The organism is Pantoea eucalypti (assembly GCF_009646115.1).
Taxonomy (GTDB): Bacteria; Pseudomonadota; Gammaproteobacteria; order Enterobacterales; family Enterobacteriaceae; genus Pantoea; species Pantoea eucalypti.
Genome location: NZ_CP045720.1, coordinates 3,972,026 through 3,991,096, shown reverse-complemented (window position 1 = coordinate 3,991,096; position 19,071 = coordinate 3,972,026). Strand labels below are relative to the sequence as shown.

Below are 19,071 nucleotides of genomic sequence, written 5' to 3'. Positions count from 1 at the left end.
TTATGATTAAACTATTTTATTGAATTTGCTCTTTTTGTAATCAGGTTTTTCTGACTGACATTCAAGGGATGTGTTATATTCCAGGAAAATTCCCCCCTTGTTGCAGGCCACGGTCAATGAAGAATAATTACGATGATTTGCAGCGTTTTAAAGAGAAAACGCAAACGCTCGACATCGACTTTAAAGATATGTCTGGCCAGACGCAGGAAGCGGCGGAACACAGTAAATGGGCATTGATTCGTCAGCTGGCGAAAGAAGAACAGCAGACGCCATTGGGCAGCGGTCAGCGTATCGACCTGCCTCAACCTCAGCCGCTGCGCGGTGATGAGTTCACTGCTCCTCTGCCTGACGCTCCTGCACGACCTGCGACCCTGAATGTGCAACCGGCAATGGCTGCCCGCACGTCGATTCTCGATAGCCTGTCAGGCAGCAGCCTGACAGCAACCAGTGCCGCTGAACGCGGTCCTTCGTCGCTTTTTCCGCTACCGCCGCCACCACGACCACAAGTGGCTGAGCCTGTTGCTGCCCTTCGTGCAGAGCCCGTCCTGCGCGCCCCGGTGGCGGATCGACAGCCTGTCATCTCGCCCTCCGCCCCCCATTCTGAACCCGAACGGTTTGGCGCGCTGTTCCGCTCGCGCGATGTGACTCTGCCGAAAGAAACCTTACTCAAACCGTTACTGGAGAAGATTGCGTTATGCCGTTAGTTTGTGTGTGCTCGCCGAAGGGAGGCGTGGGAAAAACGACGCTGGCGGCGAATCTGGCCTGGAGTCTGGCACGTTCCGGTAGCAAAGTTCTGGCGATTGATTTTGATGTGCAGAATGCATTGCGTCTGCACTTTGGCGTGCCGCTTCATGATGGTCGTGGATTTGTAGCGCGCTCAGAAGAGCAGGCGGACTGGAGCCAGTCAATTCTCACCACCGGCGGCAATATTTTTGTCCTGCCTTATGGCGACGTCACCGAGCCCCAACGTGAACGGTTCGAAGAGAACCTGATGAAAGATCCCCACTTTATTAAACGCGGTCTGGATACGGTGCTCAATTATCCCGGCCTGGTAATTGTGGCTGATTTTCCGCCTGGTCCCGGTCCTGCCCTTAAAGCAATGACGGCGCTGGCCGATATGCATTTAGTGGTGATGTTAGCGGATACCGCGTCAGTGTCGTTATTACCGCAGATTGAAGAGAACCGGATGACCGGTAAACCGCTCAATAATAAGCAGGGTCACTATTTTATCCTGAACCAGTGCGACAACCGCCGGAATATTAATCGCGATGTCACCGCATTTATGCAGCAGCGTCTGGGCGATAACTTACTGGGCGTGGTTCACCGTGATGAAAGCGTGGGTGAAGCCAATGCTTCCCAGCAGTCTGTTTATGATTTCAGCCCGGCTTCGGCAGCGGCATTTGATATTGAACTGATCGCGAAGCGTGTCAGCAGCATTCTGAATATCACCGTGGGTAATGGCGAAGTTCAGGCTCCCATCCGCACAAACCACTATTAGCCGACTTCTGCAGGCGACTATCTAACACAGCTCTTCTCAGGGTGAATCATGAGTAAAATCGGGTTTTACCTGCTGCTGCTGGTGCTTGCACCCGTTGCCGCGGTGATCATCATTACGCCAATGGACAGCCAGAAACAGTATATTTTTGGTCTGATCAGCATTGGCATGATGTTTTTATTGGGTTTCAGCAAGAGCCGCAAAATAACTGTGGTGATGGTGATTCTCTCTGCCTTGATGTCCAGCCGCTATATCTGGTGGCGCACTACTGAGACGCTGCACTTTAATTCCGAAGTTGAGGCTATTTTAGGGATTGGCTTATATCTGGCGGAGCTTTACGTCTGGCTGATCTTAATTCTCGGCTTCCTGCAAACCACGTGGCCCTTAAAACGCACGATTGAACCTTTGCCAGACGATACCAGTCTGTGGCCGACGGTTGATATTTATGTGCCTTCCTATAATGAAAGTCTGGATGTGGTGCGCGACACTGTACTGGCCGCGCAATGTATCGACTACCCGCGTGACAAACTTAAAGTTTATCTGCTGGATGATGGTAAGCGCAGCGAATTTGCCCGTTTTGCGGCAGATGTCGGGGTAGGGTACATCACCCGAGACGACAACAAACATGCTAAAGCGGGTAACCTCAACCATGCGATGAAGATCACCAAAGGTGAGCTGATTTGCATCTTTGACTGCGACCACGTGGCGACCCGTACCTTTCTGCAGGCAACGGTGGGGCCGTTCCTGAAAGATTCGAAGCTGGCGCTGCTGCAGACACCACACTATTTCTATTCTCCCGATCCCTTTGAGCGTAACCTGCGCGCCGCGCGCAGCATTCCAAACGAAGGCTCACTCTTTTATGGCCCGGTTCAGCAGGGCAACGACAACTGGAATGCCACCTTCTTCTGTGGCTCCTGTGCGGTGATCCGTCGTTCAGCGCTGGAAGAGATTGGCGGCTTTGCTGTTGAAACTGTCACCGAAGATGCGCATACCGCCCTGAAAATGCAGCGGCTGGGCTGGGGCTCCGCCTTTCTGGCCATTCCGCTGGCTGCCGGTCTGGCAACCGAGCGTCTGGGCCTGCATATCATTCAGCGTACCCGCTGGGCGCGCGGCATGACGCAGATTTTCCGCGTTGATAACCCGCTGTTTGGTCGTGGCCTGAAATGGCAGCAGCGTCTTTGCTACCTTAATGCCATGCTGCACTTCCAGTTTGGTCTGCCACGCGTTGCCTTCCTGACTGCGCCGCTGGCCTACCTGCTGTTTAACCTGAATATTATTCATTCCTCGGCGTCGCTGATCTTCGCCTACGTGCTGCCGCACCTGGTCATGTCGCTCTATGTTAACTCCCGCATGAATGGCCGTTTCCGTTACACCTTCTGGGGTGAGATTTATGAAACGGTGATGTGCTTCCATCTGGTGATCCCGACCCTCCTGACCCTGCTGTCGCCAAAACATGGGAAGTTTAACGTCACCGATAAAGGCGGCGTGCTGGATCAGGGGTTCTTCGATTTCCATATCGTGCGTCCGCACGTGATTGTGGCGCTGCTGCTGGGCATCGGAATTGTGGCGGGTGTAGTGCGTGCCGTGATGCATGACTACTTTGGCGTCGATCCTTATGTCATCGCACTCAACGTCGGCTGGGCAATTTTCAGCCTGATCATTCTGATGGCGGCGATTGCCGTGGCGCGCGAAACCAAACAGGTGCGTAAAACTATCCGCGTAGATGTGCAAATCCCGGCGATTATTCACTACGCCAGCGGCATTTCCTCACGCACCCAGACCAGCAACCTTTCGATGGGCGGTGCGCAACTCGACGCGCCAGATGGACGCCATGAAACGGATGAGATTGAAGAGATTGATCTGATGCTGAAATCCGGCGCGATCACCATTCCGGTCAGTAAGATTTCCGGTGATGAGGAGAGCATTCGTCTGCGCTTTGAGGCGATGCCGCTGGCGCGTCGCCGCGAACTGGTCCGTGTGGTACTGGCGCGTGCGGATGCCTGGATTCAGCCGGAGTATAAGCAGGACAACCCACTGATTTCGCTGGGCACCATTATCCGTACCGTATTTGAGCTGTTCTGGCTGACCTGGAAGGGCCGCCACGATAAACGTAAAAATGTCGATCCGGTGGCTGCCGCGGCGAAAGAGGATGGCGTGGCATGAAGATCCTGACGCAAACTTTGCTGGCCAGTTCACTGACCGCAGCGTTATGGCTGACGCCCGCTGGCGCGGAAACGCCGGCAGTTGTTGATAACAGCAGCAGTGCCCCGTTAAACAGTCCTGCGCCGACGCCGTATGGTGCCGTTTCTGCTATGCAGCCAGCCGATGCAGCAGCCAGTGCGCCGGTAAACAGTTCAGCGCCGACACCGCCTGATGCCGTTTCTGCTTCGCAGCCAGCTAATGCAGCGGGCAGTGCGCCAGCGACAAATCAGGCGCCGGTCAGTGATGCCGCGCCTGCGGCACCGATGAATAATAGTGCCACGCCGACAGCCGGTTCAGCCCAGGTGACGGCCCCGGTCAGCGGTGGCGAGTCTGCCACGCAGTCAGTGCCATCAGCGGCCCCGGCTACCCAGGCTACAGAATCGGCTTCGGCTTCTGCGCCACAGAGTGCCGCACCGGATGCGACACCAGCAGCCACGACCCCATCCTATGCACCCGCTGGTGATACAACATCAGCATCTCAGGCGTCAGCGACCGCTGAGGCTTCTGCGCCGGTCGCCGCACCCGTGACGAGCACCGGTGCCGTGACCCAGGACAGCAGCGCGCTGTCCGCGGTGCCACTGCCACAGGGACTGAGCAACGCCGATCCGGCGCTGGAAGCGGCTGCCAGTGCGCTGCCCTACGCGCCAGGCCAGGCGACGATGCCGGTTGCAGAACCGCAGCTGCCGATTACCGCAGCCATCAATCAGCCCATCAGCAGCACGATCTCAGTGGCTCAGATGGGCCAGTCACGTGGCATTACGTTGACCGGCGGCCAGTTACAGTCGGGCATCACCTTTACCCTGCCCAGCGATGAAGTCATTACCAATGCACGACTGAATCTGACGCTGCGCGTCTCTGCCGCCCTGGCCGCACGCAATACGTCGCTGCAGTTGATGCTGAATGGTCAGCCACTCGGCACACTGCCGCTGGGAGCCACTGACAGCGACGTCAGTGACTATGAGCTGGATGTTCCCGCGGCGATGGTGGTGTCGAGCAACAACCTGAGTTTTAAAATTAACGATGCGGACAAATTGCTGTGTGAGAAAGAGAGCGCGCAGCAGTACCAGGTCACCATTCTGCCGAAGACCTCGCTGCACCTTGAGGGGCAGCAGCTTAATATCGGTACCAGTCTGCGCAATTTTCCGCGTCCCTTCCTGGATCCTCAGCGGATGACGGCGTCCACTATCACGATGGGCTTTGCCAGTAACCTCTCACCCGATGCGGTCAGCGCGGCGGCACTGGTCGCTTCCTGGCTCGGTATTCAGAGTGATTATCGTGGCATCCGCTTCCCGGTAGTACGCGGCGAACAGCCGGAAAACAACGGTATCCTGTTTGGTCATCCTGGCGATCGGATCGGTACCCTGACGTTCCCGGCCAGTAATGGCCCGATGTTGCAGGTGGTGGATAATCCCAACAACCCGGTTTACAAATTGCTGCTGGTGAGTGGCAACAATGAAGAGCAGTTGCGTCAGGCAGCGAACCGGCTGACGACGCAGCCATTCGCGACCGATGAGAGCCAGCTGCAGGTTCCTGTACAGACCATTGGCAACCGCAAACCTTACGATGCACCACGCTGGATTAACACCGACCGACCGGTACGTCTGAGCGAACTGCTGCGTAAGGATCAGAGTCTGACCAGCAGTGGCATCTGGCATGATGCGCTACGCGTTAACTTCCGCGCTGCACCTGACCTGTTCCTGTGGGATGGAAAAACGGTGCCGGTCAACCTGCACTATCGCTTCCCGTCGGAAAGCTGGATTGATGAGGACAACTCGTTTCTCAACGTCATGCTTAACGGTACGTTCCTGCGCAACCTGACGGTGAATAAAGTCGGGCTGCTGGAAAACGTCTGGCATCGTTTAGGCGGTGACGCGCGTCAGGAGCAGTATCAGCTGAATCTCGAACCCTATCTGATTTATGGCGACAACCAGCTTGCACTCTACTTCAATATTAAACCGCGAGCCGATGCGCCCTGCGGTGTACTCCTGAACAACAACATTAAGAGCCGGATTGAAGAGGACTCATGGATCGATCTGAGCCATACCCGTCACTTCAGCATGCTGCCAAACCTCTCTTACTTTGTGGGTGCCTCGTTCCCGTTCTCGCGTCTGGCCGATTTCGGCCAGAGCACGCTCCTGCTGCCGGAAACGCCCAGCAATGCCGAGCTATCGACGTTGCTGGATCTGGCGGCGCGTGCCGGTAACGCTACGGGGGTGGCACTGACGCAGAATCAGGTGCTGTTTGGTCTGCCCAACGGCGGCACCAACATGGCGCGCTTACAACAGAGCGATCTGCTGGCGGTCAGTACGACCGGCAACAGCGCCTTTAATCAGGCGATGCTGGCAGCATCACCGTATGACGCCACGAGCAGCACTTTTGGTGTGAAAGAGCCCGATACGCTGGAAAAATTACGCGGCTGGCTGACGGGCGACTGGAGTCTCCAGCAGCTGGATGCCGACCGTTATTTCTCCTCCAACGAGGCGTGGCGAGGCTTCCTCAGCTACCGATCGCCGTGGAATCGCGATCGGCTGGTGGTGATGACGGTGGCAACCAGCGACGATCAGCTGCTGCGACTGCATAACGATTTGAGTTCGGCGCAGATTAACGCCGGAATTCGGGGCGATACCGCGATTATTACCGATGAAAACGGTATTCGCAGTTTCCGCGTCGGGGCGCAATTCCCCAGCGGCGAAATGCCCTGGTACATGATGGTGGTGTGGTATGCCAACCAGCATTCGGTGCTGCTGGCGCTGACGGCGATGCTGCTCTCTGCGCTGGTGGGCAGTGCGGCCTGGGTGATGCTGAAGCGTCATGCGTGGCGGCGTCTGAACCCAAAGCAAGATCGTGATTCCGGCAGGAAGTAAGGATAATAATGAAAAATAATCTGTTGAGTGCCGGTATTCGTAAGGCGTTGCTGCTGGGCAGCGCGCTGGCTCTGTCACCTCCGCTTCTGGCGGCGGAAAGCACCAATCCGGCGCTGCAGGCGCTGTTCGATCAGGCCTCTTACTGGCATCAGAAAGCGCATGATGATCTGGCGAAAGCCTCGCTGCAAAAGGTGCTGATGGTTGAACCCGGCAATACCCAGGCACTTTATCTGCTGGCACTTTATTCACAGCAGGGCGGCGATAATGCCGCCGCGGCGCAGTATCGCGCCCGGCTTAGTCAGGTCTCTCCCAACGATCCGCACCTCGGCGAACTGGACAGTGCACGCCAGCTGCAGACCATTCCACAGGCGCAGCTTTCGTTGGCGCGTCAGCAAGCGCGCAGCGGCAATATTCCGGCGGCGTTACAGACCTGGCGCAATACCTTTACCGGCAATGAGCCACCACCCAGCGTCGCGGCAGAATATTATCTCACTATGGCGGGTGACCGGACGCTGCTGCCGCAGGCGGTTGAGGCGCTGCGCCAGTTTGCGGCTCAGCACCCGCAGGATACGGGGGCGAAGCTGGCGCTGGGTAAGGCGCTGACTTATCAGGAACAGACCCGTCGCGAAGGCATTGAGATGCTGAGCGCGCTGGCGAGTGGTAATCAGGATGCCGATCGCTCACTGCGTCAGGCACTGCTATGGCTTGGCCCTCAGCCGTCAGATGCGGCACTCTATCAGACCTGGCAGCAGCGTCACCCGCAGGACTCAGCGGTAATAGACTACTACCGTAAAAATGTCGGTGGCGCAGAAAAAGGGGCTGGATTCAGCGCGCTGAACAGCGGTGACGTTGGCGGAGCGCAGGCCAGTTTTGAAAAAGTGCTGGGCGCCAACCCGCAGGATGCTGATGCGTTAGCGGGTATGGGCTATGTGGCCCAGCGTGCCGGACATTATCAGGAAGCGGCAGATTATCTGCAGCGCGCTGCACAGCTCGGCGGCGATCAGGGTGCTTCACGTCAGCAGCAGGCGGACGATGCGCGTTTTTATGCACAACTGGCCAGCGCCCAGCAGGCGCTGAAAAGCGGGGACACTGCGCAGGCGCTGACCCTGAGTGAACCGCTGGTGCAGGCTGACGGTGAGAAAGGGCTGGCCGCCAGGTTGTTTCGCGCCGACGTGCTGCGCCGCACCAATCAACCGCAGCAGGCAGAGCAAATTTACCGCAGCATTCTGCAAAGCGATACGAATAACCGCAGCGCCAAAGAAGGGCTTTTCTACGTTCTGCGTCAGCAGAATCGGAATGCCGAAGCCAGTACGCTGCTGGGCGCGCTGCCGGACAGCGTGCGTCAGAGCGTTACGCCACGGGCCAATGAAGCCGATGCGTTGCGTCAGCAGGCGAAGCGTCAGCTTGCCGCTGGCAACAACGCCGCGGCCATCACGACGTTGCAGCAGGGCGTTCAGCGCTATCCCTCGGATGGCTGGCTGCGGCTCGATTTAGCGCGGCTTTATCGTCAGCAGGGCGATACGCTGCTGGCGGCCAACGTAATGCAACCGGTGATGCGCAACGGGGCCAGCACCAGCGAGCTGTATGCTGGTGCGCTCAATGCCAGCGAAAGCGGCGGCTGGCAGCAGGCCAGCGCCTTGCTGGCGCGCATTCCCGCTAATGCTAAAACGGCGGCGATGCGTGAACTGGCGCAGCGGGTGAATTTTAATCTGCAGATGAGCACGGCCGATCAATACCTGGCACAGGGCGCGACGGCAGCGGCTGCCAATACCCTTAAAGCGCTCGCGGTCACGCCACCGACCAATCCGGTTGATGCCGGAAACCTGGCGCAGAAGCTGGCGCAGGCGGGCGATTTCACCAGCGCCGTTTCAGTGGTGCAGGCTAACCTGCAGCGCGGCGTGCAGGGCAATGCTGGCGATTATGCTGCACAGATGGCAGTGCTGAATCAGGCGGGTCTCGGCAGTGAGGCGCAGCGCTTCCTCAGTAACCCGGAACTGCAGGCGCGCAGTACGCCGACGCAGCTGGCGGGTATTCGCAACGGCTATCTCATTAACGAAGTGGATCGCCTGCGGCAGCAGCGCCAGTACGCGGTGGCGTATGACAAGCTGATTGGCGCACTACAGCAGGATCCGCAGAACCGTGATCTGATGTTTGCGATGGCCCGTCTTTACCAGGACGGCAAGATGAACCGGGATGCGGGTGTGGTCTATGACTACCTGATGACCCAGGATACACCGACGCAGGATGCGCGCGTCGGGGCCATCAACGTCGCGCTGGCGCAGAACAATCTGCAACGCGCTAACGAGCTGAGTCGCGGCCTCAACACCACCACGCAGACGCCGGATCGACTGCTGCTGCTGGCGCGAGTCGCGGAAGCCAATGGCGACCATTCGCAGGCGATGGCATATCTGCGTTCAGCACGCGGGCAGCTGATTGGCCTGCAGGGTGCACAGCCTGGCAGCGTGCCGAGCGTGGGCGGCCTGGCGCTGGCGGATAATCCGTTTATCAACCGTAATACCTCACCAGTGGGACGTTCGCCGTCCAGCTACGGCACTGTGCTGCCCTGGCAGGCGGCACCTGTGGGCATTGCAACGGGCGTCACAGCGCAGGGCGATCTGGCCGCGGGCAGCGAAACCGTCTCTCATCAGTCACAGGTTCTGCACGACGTCGATACCATGATGGATTCGCTTCAGGAGAAAACCGGCACCTGGAGTCAGGGCATGGTGCAGGTGCGGGGGCGTGATGGCGAGTCAGGCCTCAGTAAGCTGACAGAAGCCAAAGCGCCGCTGACCTTCTCAACCGTGCCGTTTGAAACGGCGCGTCTCGACTTTACCGCCACGCCGGTCTCACTCACGGCGGGCAGTGGCGCAGCCGATGCCTGGCGTCGTTTCGGCACCAATGCACTGAGTCAGGGCCGGGTTGTCGCCGCAGGCGGTGCGACGGTGAATGATCTGCCGAACGGCGTTACCGATTCGCAAACCGCCTCTGGCGTGGAGCTGAATCTGGCACTGAAGGGCGACAGTTATAAAGTGGACATTGGCAGCACGCCACTGGGCCAGGATCTCAGTACACTGGTCGGTGGCGTGCAGTGGTCACCGAAACTCACTGACTTCCTGACGCTGATCCTCACCGGTGAGCGTCGTGCGATTACTGATAGCCTGCTCTCCTACGTCGGCGCAGAAGATAAAACCAGCGGCAAACGCTGGGGACGCGTCACGAAGAACGGCGCGAACGCCCTGTTAAGCTATGACAATGGCGATGCAGGCTTCTATGCTGGCGCGGGCGCGTACAGCTACCTTGGCGAGAATGTCGCCAGCAATAACAATCTGCAGGCAACCGCTGGCGCTTATGTCCGTCCGTTCCACAGTGACGATCGCGAGCTGAAAGTAGGCATGAGCCTGTCGTGGATGGATTTCTCGAAAAACCTCAGCTACTTCAGTTACGGTCAGGGCGGCTACTTCAGCCCGCAGAACTACGCGTCGGTCTCATTCCCGATAGAGTTCTCACGTAAATTTGACGATCTCAACGTGAATATTGGCGGTGCGGCTGGTTATCAGACCTACAGTCAGGATAAGAGCGCGTACTTCCCTGCAAATGCCAGCCTGCAATCTGAGCTGGAAGCCCTTGCCGCAAGAGGCAGTGTAAAAGACGCTTACTATTCTGGTGGCAGCAAAAACGGCATCGGCTACAACCTGCACGCCGGGGCGGACTACAAACTCAACAAAGATGTGACGATTGGCGGCCAGCTGGGCTATGACACCTTTGGTGACTACAACGAAAGCAGCGCGCAGCTCTATGTCCGTTATCTGTTTGGAGAGAAGTAATGAGTGAACATTCTGGGGTATCACATCCACATCAGCCGGGCTGGTTTGACCTGGTCAGCGTGATGATTGACGGGATGGTGGCCAACGCGGGTCAGCGGGAGGCGGAGGCCTTTCTCTATAAAATGGGTGAATCACTGGCGACCCGCTATCCTTTGCCAGCGTCACGCACCGTGCAGGATCTGGAGCGCGAGGCCAACTTACAGCTGGCGCGATTTAACTGGGGCTTTGTGCAGCTTCAGCCGGAAGAGACGGCGCTGCTGATGACGTATCACGCCTTACCGGCTGGCGACAATACCCATTCTCCGGCTGACTGGCAGGCAGTATTTGGCGCAGTCATAGCCGGACTGTTTTCAGGCTGGTTACAGGGCCAGGGCGGCAGCAGGATTGTGCCGGTTACACTTGAACTCAATGATGGCAGCACGCTGCACTATCGATATCAATAGGATCGGAAATGAAACGTAAGCCATTCTGGATGGGCTGGATCTGCTCTGTTTTACTGCTGGCCTGCAGTGCGCAGGCGAGTGCCAGCGGCTGGGACACGTTTAAAGGTCGTTTTCTGACGGCGGAAGGGCGGATCACGGACACCGCCAATAACAATGTCAGTCACACCGAAGGTCAGGGTTATGGCATGTTGCTGGCGGTAGCCAACAATGATCGCGCCACGTTTGACAGGTTGTGGCAGTGGACACGCACCCAGTTAGGTAATCCGCAGACCGATCTCTTCTACTGGCGCTATGTGCCAGGCAGTGACAATCCGGTTGCTGATAAGAACAACGCCTCGGATGGTGATGTGCTGCTGGCCTGGGCGCTGCAGCGTGCTGCTCAGAAATGGCAGGTGGAGAGCTACCAGCAGGCATCTGACCGTATTCAGCGCGCCATCATCAAGCTGGATGTCACGAACTTTGGCGGCTATACCGTCCTGCTGCCGGGCGCGCAGGGTTTCAATAAAACCAGTTACGTGGTGCTTAACCCTTCCTATTTCCTGTTTCAGGCGTGGCGTGAGTTTGGCGAGCGCAGTCATCTGCAGGTCTGGGATAAGCTGATTAATGATGGTTTTACGCTGCTGGGTAAGCTGAGTTTTGGCAAAACCGGTCTGCCGCTGGACTGGGTTGCGCTGAATGCCGACGGTTCGGTTGCCCCGGCTGTCGGTTACTCAAACCGCTTCAGTTATGACGCGATTCGCGTACCGCTGAACATCTGGTGGTATGACCCGCACAGTCTGGCGCTGGTGCCGTTTCAGCGCGTCTGGCAGGGTTACAGCCGTATGCTGACTCCCGCCTGGTTCGACGTGCTGGCAAATGCACCTGCACCTTATCATCTTGAGGGCGGTCTGCTGGCGGTGCGCGACCTCACGCTGAATGAGACCGGCTATCTGAGCGATAAGCTGGCTGCGGATCAGAACTACTTTTCCGCCAGTCTGCAGCTGCTGACCTGGCAGGCGTTTCAGGAGAAGCGCTGATAACAGGCAGAACGGCGGCGCTGGCCGCTATTCTGCTGCCGACAGTAACACGATAAAAATGGGTCAGGCGCTAAGCGGCGGCTGACCCGCACTTCTGCTTTCCGGCAGTGATGCGTTACTCCGGATAGGGCACCCAGTCTCCGCCATTTAGCCTGATCCAGGGCTTGCCCTGATACATCATCACCACTGCACCGTCGTTTTCCGACACCACTGGCGTCTGCGGCAGCTTGTCAGTCAGCACCGACATATTGACATTGGGCGCATTAAATACCTGCCCATCCACCACGCGAGACACAATCTCTGAGACTGCCAGCAGACTGGTTGGCGCATCAATATTGAGTGGCTGTCCCTGATGCGGGGCTTTCATGCCGACAAACTTAATCCCGACCGGCACATGCGTAATACCCGGGCTGGGAATGTCGCGCAGCCCTGACATCTGCATCTTATCGCCCTGCAGGGCGGCCCCATGCTCCGGCACCACCAGCACCATCACCCGACGGCCTGACTTCTCCAGCTGAGTAAGGAAGGCGTCGATCTGATCAAACAGCAACTGAGCGCGCGGCTTCCATGGGGCTGTCTGGGTGCTGCCCAGTTCGCGGGTGCCGTCGTGCAGCGGGATCAGGTTATAGAAGGTGGCGCTGCGGGCATCGCTGCTCTTGCTGCGATCGTCGAGCCAGCGCTGCATCAGTTGGGCATCATTGAACACCGGCGTGCTGTCGAATGAAGTCACCTCCGGCGCAATACCCGCCTGCGACATCAGCGGTGCCTGAATATCCCCGCCTTCGCGCAGTTCTTTGAGATAGTTACCAAACACGCCGGTGTGGTCCATCATCAGCTGCTCTTTAAAGCCCAGCTTCGCCAGATTATCGAACAGATAGCAGCGTGAATCAGTGGGTTTGTAGAGATCGCTGTGCGAGGTCTGACCGCAGCTGGCACGCAGCAGACGAATCCCTGCCGGTCCGCTGTAGCTCGTGGCGGAGTTGTAGTTGGTCAGCATGATGTCGAAGTGATGCCACAGCGGATGATTACGCAGTTGCGAGGCATCCATATCTGACCAGGCGAGCGAACAGATGTTGATCACCAGAATGTCGAATGGCTGTGAATCGGCAGGCAGGCTGTCGGGGAAGTGGGTAACGCGCTTGCGCTCACTCTCATAGAAACGGTTGAGCCAGGCGGTCAGATTCGTACTGGTCGCGGGTGCAGACTGATCGAGCCCATCCGGCGTAGCGGCTGGCTGGCTGGCGGCTGGCGTCTGATTCAGGACCACCTGCGGAGTGGCTGCGCGGGTCGGTAGCAGCGACATCGCCGGGCCAGCGATAGTGAGTACGTTGAGCCAGATCAGCATCAATGAAACCAGCACGGTGATACGAATCCACTGCGCAACAAAGAGATAGAGAACCAGCAGGACAAAGAGCGCACCTATCATTTGCCAGTTGATAAAGCGGTCTGCCAGATCGAGAAGATAGGCTGCGGAGAAGCCCGCCAGCTGATCGCCCTGGCTCATGATGCTGCTGAGTCCGGGCAGCCAGGTGTCATGCCAGAACAGCCCGACACCAATGGGGATCGAGACCCAGTGGCGCAGGCGATGCAGGCGTACCGTCGGCAGCGGGAAGAGCAGCCAGGCGAGAAACACCAGGTTGCTCAGCGCGTGAAAGTTGAGATAGCCATACCACAGCAGGGCGAACTTCACTAAAAAGTAGAAATTCCAGCCGCCCAGTCCGCGCCAGCAGGACCACAAACCGGAAGAGTGGGCCGCAGCGGGTTGATCATTTTTCATTAATTTTTGCATCCGTTTTTGGAGATTGACGCTGCCAGTCACCTTCAGACTTTAGCGCACGCGCAGGCAACAGCCGATTCAGCAGGCCGTTCCAGCGACGCGGCAGCCAGCGTTGCCAGACAGGCTTTAGAATCAGCAGGATAAAAATAGCCAGCAGCGCAATCTGTACCCAGTCCATCAGGTTCATCGGGATTCTTTCTCCGGCAGTAAAGTGATGGGCTGCGGTGCCGAACGTACAGGCGCATCCACTGGCTTGAGGGTGGATTCGAGCAGAGATTCTGAAACCGGCGTCAGTTCCTGAATCGCCATCGGCGTCAGTTTTTTAATATTGCTGACTTCCGCAAGAATATGATTATCCTCGAACCAGACCATCCGGTTTGCAAATAGCTCATCGTGAGGCAATGAAAATATATATTTCAAGGCCTTATCGAGATCGTTGTAGCGGCAGGAGGAGAGAAATAGTATGACGCGATCTTCCAGCACCGTGACCAGGTCGCCGAAGCGACGCGGTTTACAGAGCGTCAGAATCTGCTGGGGTTGAAGCTGCGGCACTGGCCGCAATGCCACCAACAGGCCCTTATCATTTTCCGGCAGTAAGGTATTACTGATCAACTGGCTGACTGATTGACAGAAGGCGTCAAGCCGCAGGTAGCCTTTCTCATGCAGCGGCTGCAATGAGGCGGTTAACGCCTCAAGACTGGCGGGAACGCGACGGTTAAACACCTGTCCCTGAAGACCTTCCAGCGTGGTCAGAAAGCGCGACATAGCTGCGTTAGCCGGCACGATGGTGTTGACTCCGCAGGCCAGCAGCAGCCGCTCGTCGCTATAACGCAGGCTGGCCCCCATCTCACGTACCACAATTTTCATTCCGTTGCCGCGAGCACGACGCAGGCTGTGAACCATCTTCGCCAGTTCGCCGATATAGTCGCTGCGGGTCAGACTAAAAATAACTGTCGCGGCATTAGCCTGCTGTGCCTGGAACCAGACCTGCTCATTATCATCAAAGAGCTGCCACTGGCGTGAAAGCGGCGGCGCGCCCTCAAGCACGATTTTGTCCGCGAGATAATGTTGTTCGTCATTAAGGCTCAACGGTTCCTGCTTTTCATTTAAGGCAAAGAAACGATCTTCTTCACAGCCCAGACGTATTGCACGATCGGCGAGCAGGCGTTCCGCGGCATACCACCAGTTAATTCGATACTGCCAGCTGTCCTGCTGAAAGCTCAAATGGGCAACGCCATCCAGCTGACGAAAATAACGCTGAAGATTATTACTCAGGTTTATTATGGTGGTGCCGGAGGTAATGATTAAAAGTGTGAGTTTGCTTTTATGTAGCGTGCGGCGCATACCCTTTATCCACCGGGTTAATTCGGCGTCATCGAGCTTATCCCATTGCGCTGCGCTGCTGTTAAATATCACCAGTCCGTTTTTACTGCCAAGCGTACGCAGAAAATCATTTTCCAGCAGCAAAAGACTCCGTTTGCTTTTGGAAAGAGAAAATAGCGGGATACGGTCGGGGCCGCCGATCGGGTCGGGCGTCAGGAGATCACGAGGCGGTTGATCAGCGCTGATGAGCGTGACGGCCTGCTGATGTGAAATCACCTGTCGAATCAACATGCGGGCGTCATCCTGCCGTGCACACGTCACCCAATAACAGCCAGGCGTTTGCAATGCCGTTAATTCAGGCTGAACATGCAACAGCCCTAGCGAAAAAGAATTTTTCATATTGAATTCGTTATTTTTCCAGTCCAGGCTAGCTTATTATAGACAGGCCAGGATGTAACCTGAGAAATTTAAACATTGCCAATGACAAACTGGCTCACAACGTCTGGCAAATGCAGCGTTGCTGAAAATCTTTTTGAACCTCCTTTTTATGCGCAGGCGACTATTCTGAGTCTGACAGTGTTTTATCTTTGGCGAACAGTAATGAAAAATCCAAATCTTCATACCCCTGAGGCCGCCGATGGCGATCGTCAGGATGATATTAGTGCTTTGCGTGACGCCTTTTCTTTGCACGCTTTTCGCTATGTCGATATTGCGCGCGAAGAGCGTCTGAAAGAGATTTTGTCACGCTGGACGCTGTTAGCCGAAACGGTCCCCAGCCAGCCTGAGCAACCTCACTGATGCCGCAGATAGCGCTTCAGGGCGTGCGGGGCGGTGTCGGCACAACGTCTCTTTGTGCCGGACTGGGCTGGGCGCTGGCGGCTCTCGGCGAGCGGGTGTTGCTGATCGACGGCTCGCCGGTTAGTCAGCTCGGCATGCATTTCAATCTGCCCGCTCAGCAGGAGAATGGCTGGATGAAAGCCCTGTGCGAAGGGGGAGACTGGCAGCACAGCGCGCTGTGCTATCCCCATGGGCCTGACTTGCTGCCACATGGTGTGCTTTCTCATCAGCATTCTTTGACTATCACCCGTCAGAATGAGTCTGTCGCCGCACCGCTGCTCCAGGTATTGCCGGACCTGCAGGCGCGCTATCAGTGGATTATTTTTGATCTGCCTGCCGACTCCCTGCCGTGGCATGAAACACTCTATCAACAGCTGGACGGCATACTCTGTGTCATCCAGCCTGACGCCAATTGTCATTTGCGCCTTAGCCAGCGCCGCTTTCCGGCGCGCACCCGCTTTGTTATCAATCAGTTTAATGCTAACAGCCGTCTGCAGCAGGATCTGCATCAGCTTTGGATGGCTTCACTGGCGCAGCTGATACCGCTGCTGATTCATCGCGATGAGGCGCTGGCAGAGGCGCTGATGATGAAGCAGCCGGTTGGTGAATATCGGCCACATGCGTTAGCCAGCGAGGAGATCATCACGCTGGCTAACTGGTTGTTACTCAATCTGAAGGGAGTAAATTCTTGAATCCGTTGCGCTGGCTGTTGACTGCGCCCGCCTGGCAATCGCTGCATCGGGGCTATACCACTGCGCGAGGCAATGGTGCCTCCCGCTTCGCCAGCGCACTTCATCTTTTCTGGTCTGTTCTGGGCCTGATGCTGCTCCGCTTCGAAAGCCCGGGCTGGCAGAGTGTGATTCAGCAGCGCCGCCGCCTCTATCCGCACATCTCACCGGAGCGTCCGCGTCCGCTGGATATCCTGCGCTATCTGATCCAGACACTGTGGCTGATTATGATCCGGCTCCCCCAGGCGAGCGCCCGCGATGGCGTTAAGGGCCTGAGCGCACTTTCTGGCTGGCGGCAGCACGGCTATCGCTGGCTGGACAACGTTATTGCCCGCTCGCAAACCCAGGGCATTGATACGCGCATCGAACAGCGACTGAAGCGCCTGTCGCCGCCGATGCGACGCAGCCTCTTTGTCGTGACGGCTCTCTTTGCCTCACTGCTGGCGCTGCTCTGTATCAGCCAGCCCTTTGGTCTGATGACGCAGTTTATTTTTGTCGTACTGCTCTGGGGTCTGGCGATGCTGGTCCGGCGCATTCCGGGTCGTTTTCCTACCATGATGCTGATCGTGCTGTCGTTGACCGTGTCGTGCCGCTACCTCTGGTGGCGCTATACCTCGACGCTGAACTGGGACGATCCGCTGAGCCTGATCTTTGGTTTGCTGCTTATTGCAGCAGAGACCTACGCCTGGGTGGTGCTGGTGCTGGGCTATTTCCAGACGCTGTGGCCGCTTAACCGGCAACCCGTCTCCATGCCGGCTGACCGTTCGCAGTGGCCATCGGTGGACCTGCTGGTGCCGACCTATAACGAAGCTCTTAGCGTTGTCAGACCGACGCTCTATGCTGCGCTGGGTATCGACTGGCCGAAAGATCGCCTGAATATCTATCTCCTTGACGACGGCAACCGGCCGGAATTCCGCGAGTTTGCCACCAGCATTGGCATTAACTATGTGGCGCGTCCCTCTAACGAACATGCCAAGGCGGGGAACATCAACCACGCGCTGAAAAACTACTGCCGCAGCGACTTCGTGTCGATCTTTGACTGCGACCATGTGCCGACACGCGCTTTTTTACAGATGGCCATGGGCTGGTTTATCAAAGATCCCCGGCTGGCGATGCTGCAGACGCCGCATCACTTCTTTTCGCCCGATCCGTTTGAGCGCAATCTCGGGCGGTTTCGCCGTACGCCGAATGAGGGTTCGCTCTTTTATGGGCTGGTGCAGGACGGTAACGATACCTGGGACGCCACCTTCTTCTGTGGCTCCTGCGCCATTCTGCGCCGCACTGCGCTGGAAGAGATTGGCGGTATTGCCGTAGAAACCGTCACTGAAGATGCCCATACGTCGCTGCGTCTGCACCGGCGTGGCTACACCTCGGCCTACATCCGCATTCCTCAGGCGGCCGGGCTGGCGACCGAAAGTCTGTCAGCGCATATCGGGCAGCGTATTCGCTGGGCACGCGGGATGGTGCAGATTTTCCGCCTTGATAACCCGTTGTTTGGTAAGGGGTTGAAGTGGGTACAGCGGCTCTGTTATGCCAACGCTATGCTGCACTTTTTGTCCGGTATTCCGCGGCTGATCTTCCTGCTGGCACCGCTGGCGTTTTTACTCTGCCATGCCTACATCATCTATGCGCCTGCCCTGGCGATCGCTATCTATGTTTTACCTCACATGCTGCACACCAGCCTGACCAACTCGCGTATTCAGGGGCGCTGGCGTCACTCTTTCTGGAGCGAAGTTTACGAGACGGTGCTGGCCTGGTATATCGCCCGGCCTACTACCGTGGCGCTGTTCAATCCTCACAAGGGTAAGTTTAACGTCACGGCGAAAGGCGGACTGGTCGAGGAGCAGCATCTGGACTGGGTGATAACCAAACCCTATATGTTGCTGGTGTTGCTTAATGTGGCGGGCGTGTTGATGGCGTTCTGGCGCATGCAGCACGGTCCGGCCAACGAGATACTGACCGTCTGCGTAAGTCTGATTTGGGTGCTCTATAACATGATTATTCTTGGCGGTGCGGTGGCGGTTTCCGTTGAAGCCCGGCAGATCCGCGAGGCGCACCGTGTAGAGATCGCCATGCCGGCCGCCATCGCACGCGAAGATGGTCATATGCTGCCCTGCACGCTGCGTGACTACTCGGATGGCGGCGTCGGGCTGGAGATGCGCGAGCCGGATGCGCTGCGGGAGAATGAAAAAGTGTGGCTGCTGCTGCGTCGTGGACAGCAGGAGTTCAGCTTCCCCTGCCAGGTGCAGCGTGTCTTTGGCCACCGGGCTGGCGTGCGTCTCCATCAGCTGACCACCCAGCAGCATATTGAATTTATCCAGTGTACCTTCGCTCGCGCCGATACCTGGGCACTGTGGCAGGACGGTTTTCCGGAAGATAAGCCGGTGCAAAGCCTCGCCGATATCATGATCCTCGGTTTCAAAGGTTACCTGCGCCTGGCGGAATATGGCCCGCCGCAGTTACGTCGGCTGTTTAACCTGCTTACCGTTGGGGTGAGCTGGCTGGCTTCGCTGTTGCCGCAAGGCATCCGTGCGCCAGCTTCAAAAAACGCATTGAGTTGAT

13 protein-coding genes are annotated in these 19,071 nt (G+C 57.3%); 10 read left to right on the top strand and 3 right to left on the bottom strand.

Annotated elements, in window-relative coordinates; genetic code table 11:
• Positions 1–116: 116 nt before the first annotated feature.
• From bcsO to EE896_RS18515, 7 genes are read left to right on the top strand one after another with little or no spacing between them, the layout of a single operon-like run.
• Positions 117–704 carry a cellulose biosynthesis protein BcsO gene (gene bcsO / locus EE896_RS18545; protein ID WP_039658637.1) on the top strand — a complete coding sequence of 196 codons (588 nt, stop codon included), beginning with the start codon at positions 117–119 and terminating at the stop codon, positions 702–704.
• On the top strand, positions 695–1,498 hold the full coding sequence (gene bcsQ / locus EE896_RS18540) for a cellulose biosynthesis protein BcsQ (protein ID WP_039658636.1): 804 nt from the start codon (positions 695–697) through the stop codon (positions 1,496–1,498). Before bcsO ends, bcsQ (EE896_RS18540) begins: the two co-directional genes overlap by 10 nt.
• Before the next feature lie 48 nt (positions 1,499–1,546).
• Complete coding sequence (bcsA, locus tag EE896_RS18535; protein ID WP_052250627.1) at positions 1,547–3,658, top strand: UDP-forming cellulose synthase catalytic subunit; 2,112 nt, start codon at positions 1,547–1,549, stop codon at positions 3,656–3,658.
• Positions 3,655–6,561: a cellulose biosynthesis cyclic di-GMP-binding regulatory protein BcsB gene (gene bcsB / locus EE896_RS18530; protein ID WP_140916062.1), complete on the top strand. Its 2,907-nt coding sequence runs from the start codon at positions 3,655–3,657 to the stop codon at positions 6,559–6,561. The genes bcsA (EE896_RS18535) and bcsB overlap by 4 nt, the downstream gene beginning before the upstream one ends.
• An 8-nt stretch (positions 6,562–6,569) precedes the next feature.
• Entirely contained in the window at positions 6,570–10,385 is a 3,816-nt protein-coding gene (locus EE896_RS18525) for a cellulose biosynthesis protein BcsC (RefSeq protein ID WP_140916064.1), read from the top strand.
• Complete coding sequence (bcsD, locus tag EE896_RS18520) at positions 10,385–10,828, top strand: cellulose biosynthesis protein BcsD (protein WP_039658633.1); 444 nt, start codon at positions 10,385–10,387, stop codon at positions 10,826–10,828. Before EE896_RS18525 ends, bcsD begins: the two co-directional genes overlap by 1 nt.
• Before the next feature lie 8 nt (positions 10,829–10,836).
• Entirely contained in the window at positions 10,837–11,844 is a 1,008-nt protein-coding gene (locus tag EE896_RS18515; RefSeq protein WP_078805053.1) for a family 8 glycosyl hydrolase, read from the top strand.
• A gap of 115 nt (positions 11,845–11,959) precedes the next feature.
• Here the strand turns inward: EE896_RS18515 and bcsG are convergent, their stop codons facing one another.
• From bcsG to bcsE, 3 genes are read right to left on the bottom strand one after another with little or no spacing between them, the layout of a single operon-like run.
• On the bottom strand, positions 11,960–13,621 hold the full coding sequence (gene bcsG / locus EE896_RS18510) for a cellulose biosynthesis protein BcsG (protein ID WP_039658631.1): 1,662 nt from the start codon (positions 13,619–13,621) through the stop codon (positions 11,960–11,962).
• Positions 13,611–13,808, bottom strand: a complete 198-nt coding sequence (gene bcsF, locus EE896_RS18505; RefSeq protein WP_039658630.1) for a cellulose biosynthesis protein BcsF — start codon at positions 13,806–13,808, stop codon at positions 13,611–13,613. Before bcsF ends, bcsG begins: the two co-directional genes overlap by 11 nt.
• Positions 13,805–15,343, bottom strand: coding sequence for a cellulose biosynthesis protein BcsE (gene bcsE, locus EE896_RS18500; protein ID WP_039658629.1), 1,539 nt, complete (start codon positions 15,341–15,343; stop codon positions 13,805–13,807). The genes bcsF and bcsE overlap by 4 nt, the downstream gene beginning before the upstream one ends.
• Positions 15,344–15,544: 201 nt before the next feature.
• On the opposite strand from bcsE, the gene bcsR reads away from it, so the two are divergent.
• The 3 genes from bcsR to bcsA (EE896_RS18485) are packed head-to-tail and all read left to right on the top strand — an operon-like array spanning position 15,545 to position 19,070.
• Positions 15,545–15,742, top strand: coding sequence for a cellulose biosynthesis protein BcsR (bcsR, locus tag EE896_RS18495; protein WP_039658691.1), 198 nt, complete (start codon positions 15,545–15,547; stop codon positions 15,740–15,742).
• Positions 15,742–16,473, top strand: a complete 732-nt coding sequence (gene bcsQ / locus EE896_RS18490) for a cellulose biosynthesis protein BcsQ (protein ID WP_110411753.1) — start codon at positions 15,742–15,744, stop codon at positions 16,471–16,473. The genes bcsR and bcsQ (EE896_RS18490) overlap by 1 nt, the downstream gene beginning before the upstream one ends.
• The gene (gene bcsA, locus EE896_RS18485; RefSeq protein WP_140916065.1) at positions 16,470–19,070 is read left to right on the top strand and encodes a UDP-forming cellulose synthase catalytic subunit; all 2,601 of its coding nucleotides are present in this window, start codon (positions 16,470–16,472) and stop codon (positions 19,068–19,070) included. The genes bcsQ (EE896_RS18490) and bcsA (EE896_RS18485) overlap by 4 nt, the downstream gene beginning before the upstream one ends.
• Position 19,071 lies beyond the last annotated feature (1 nt).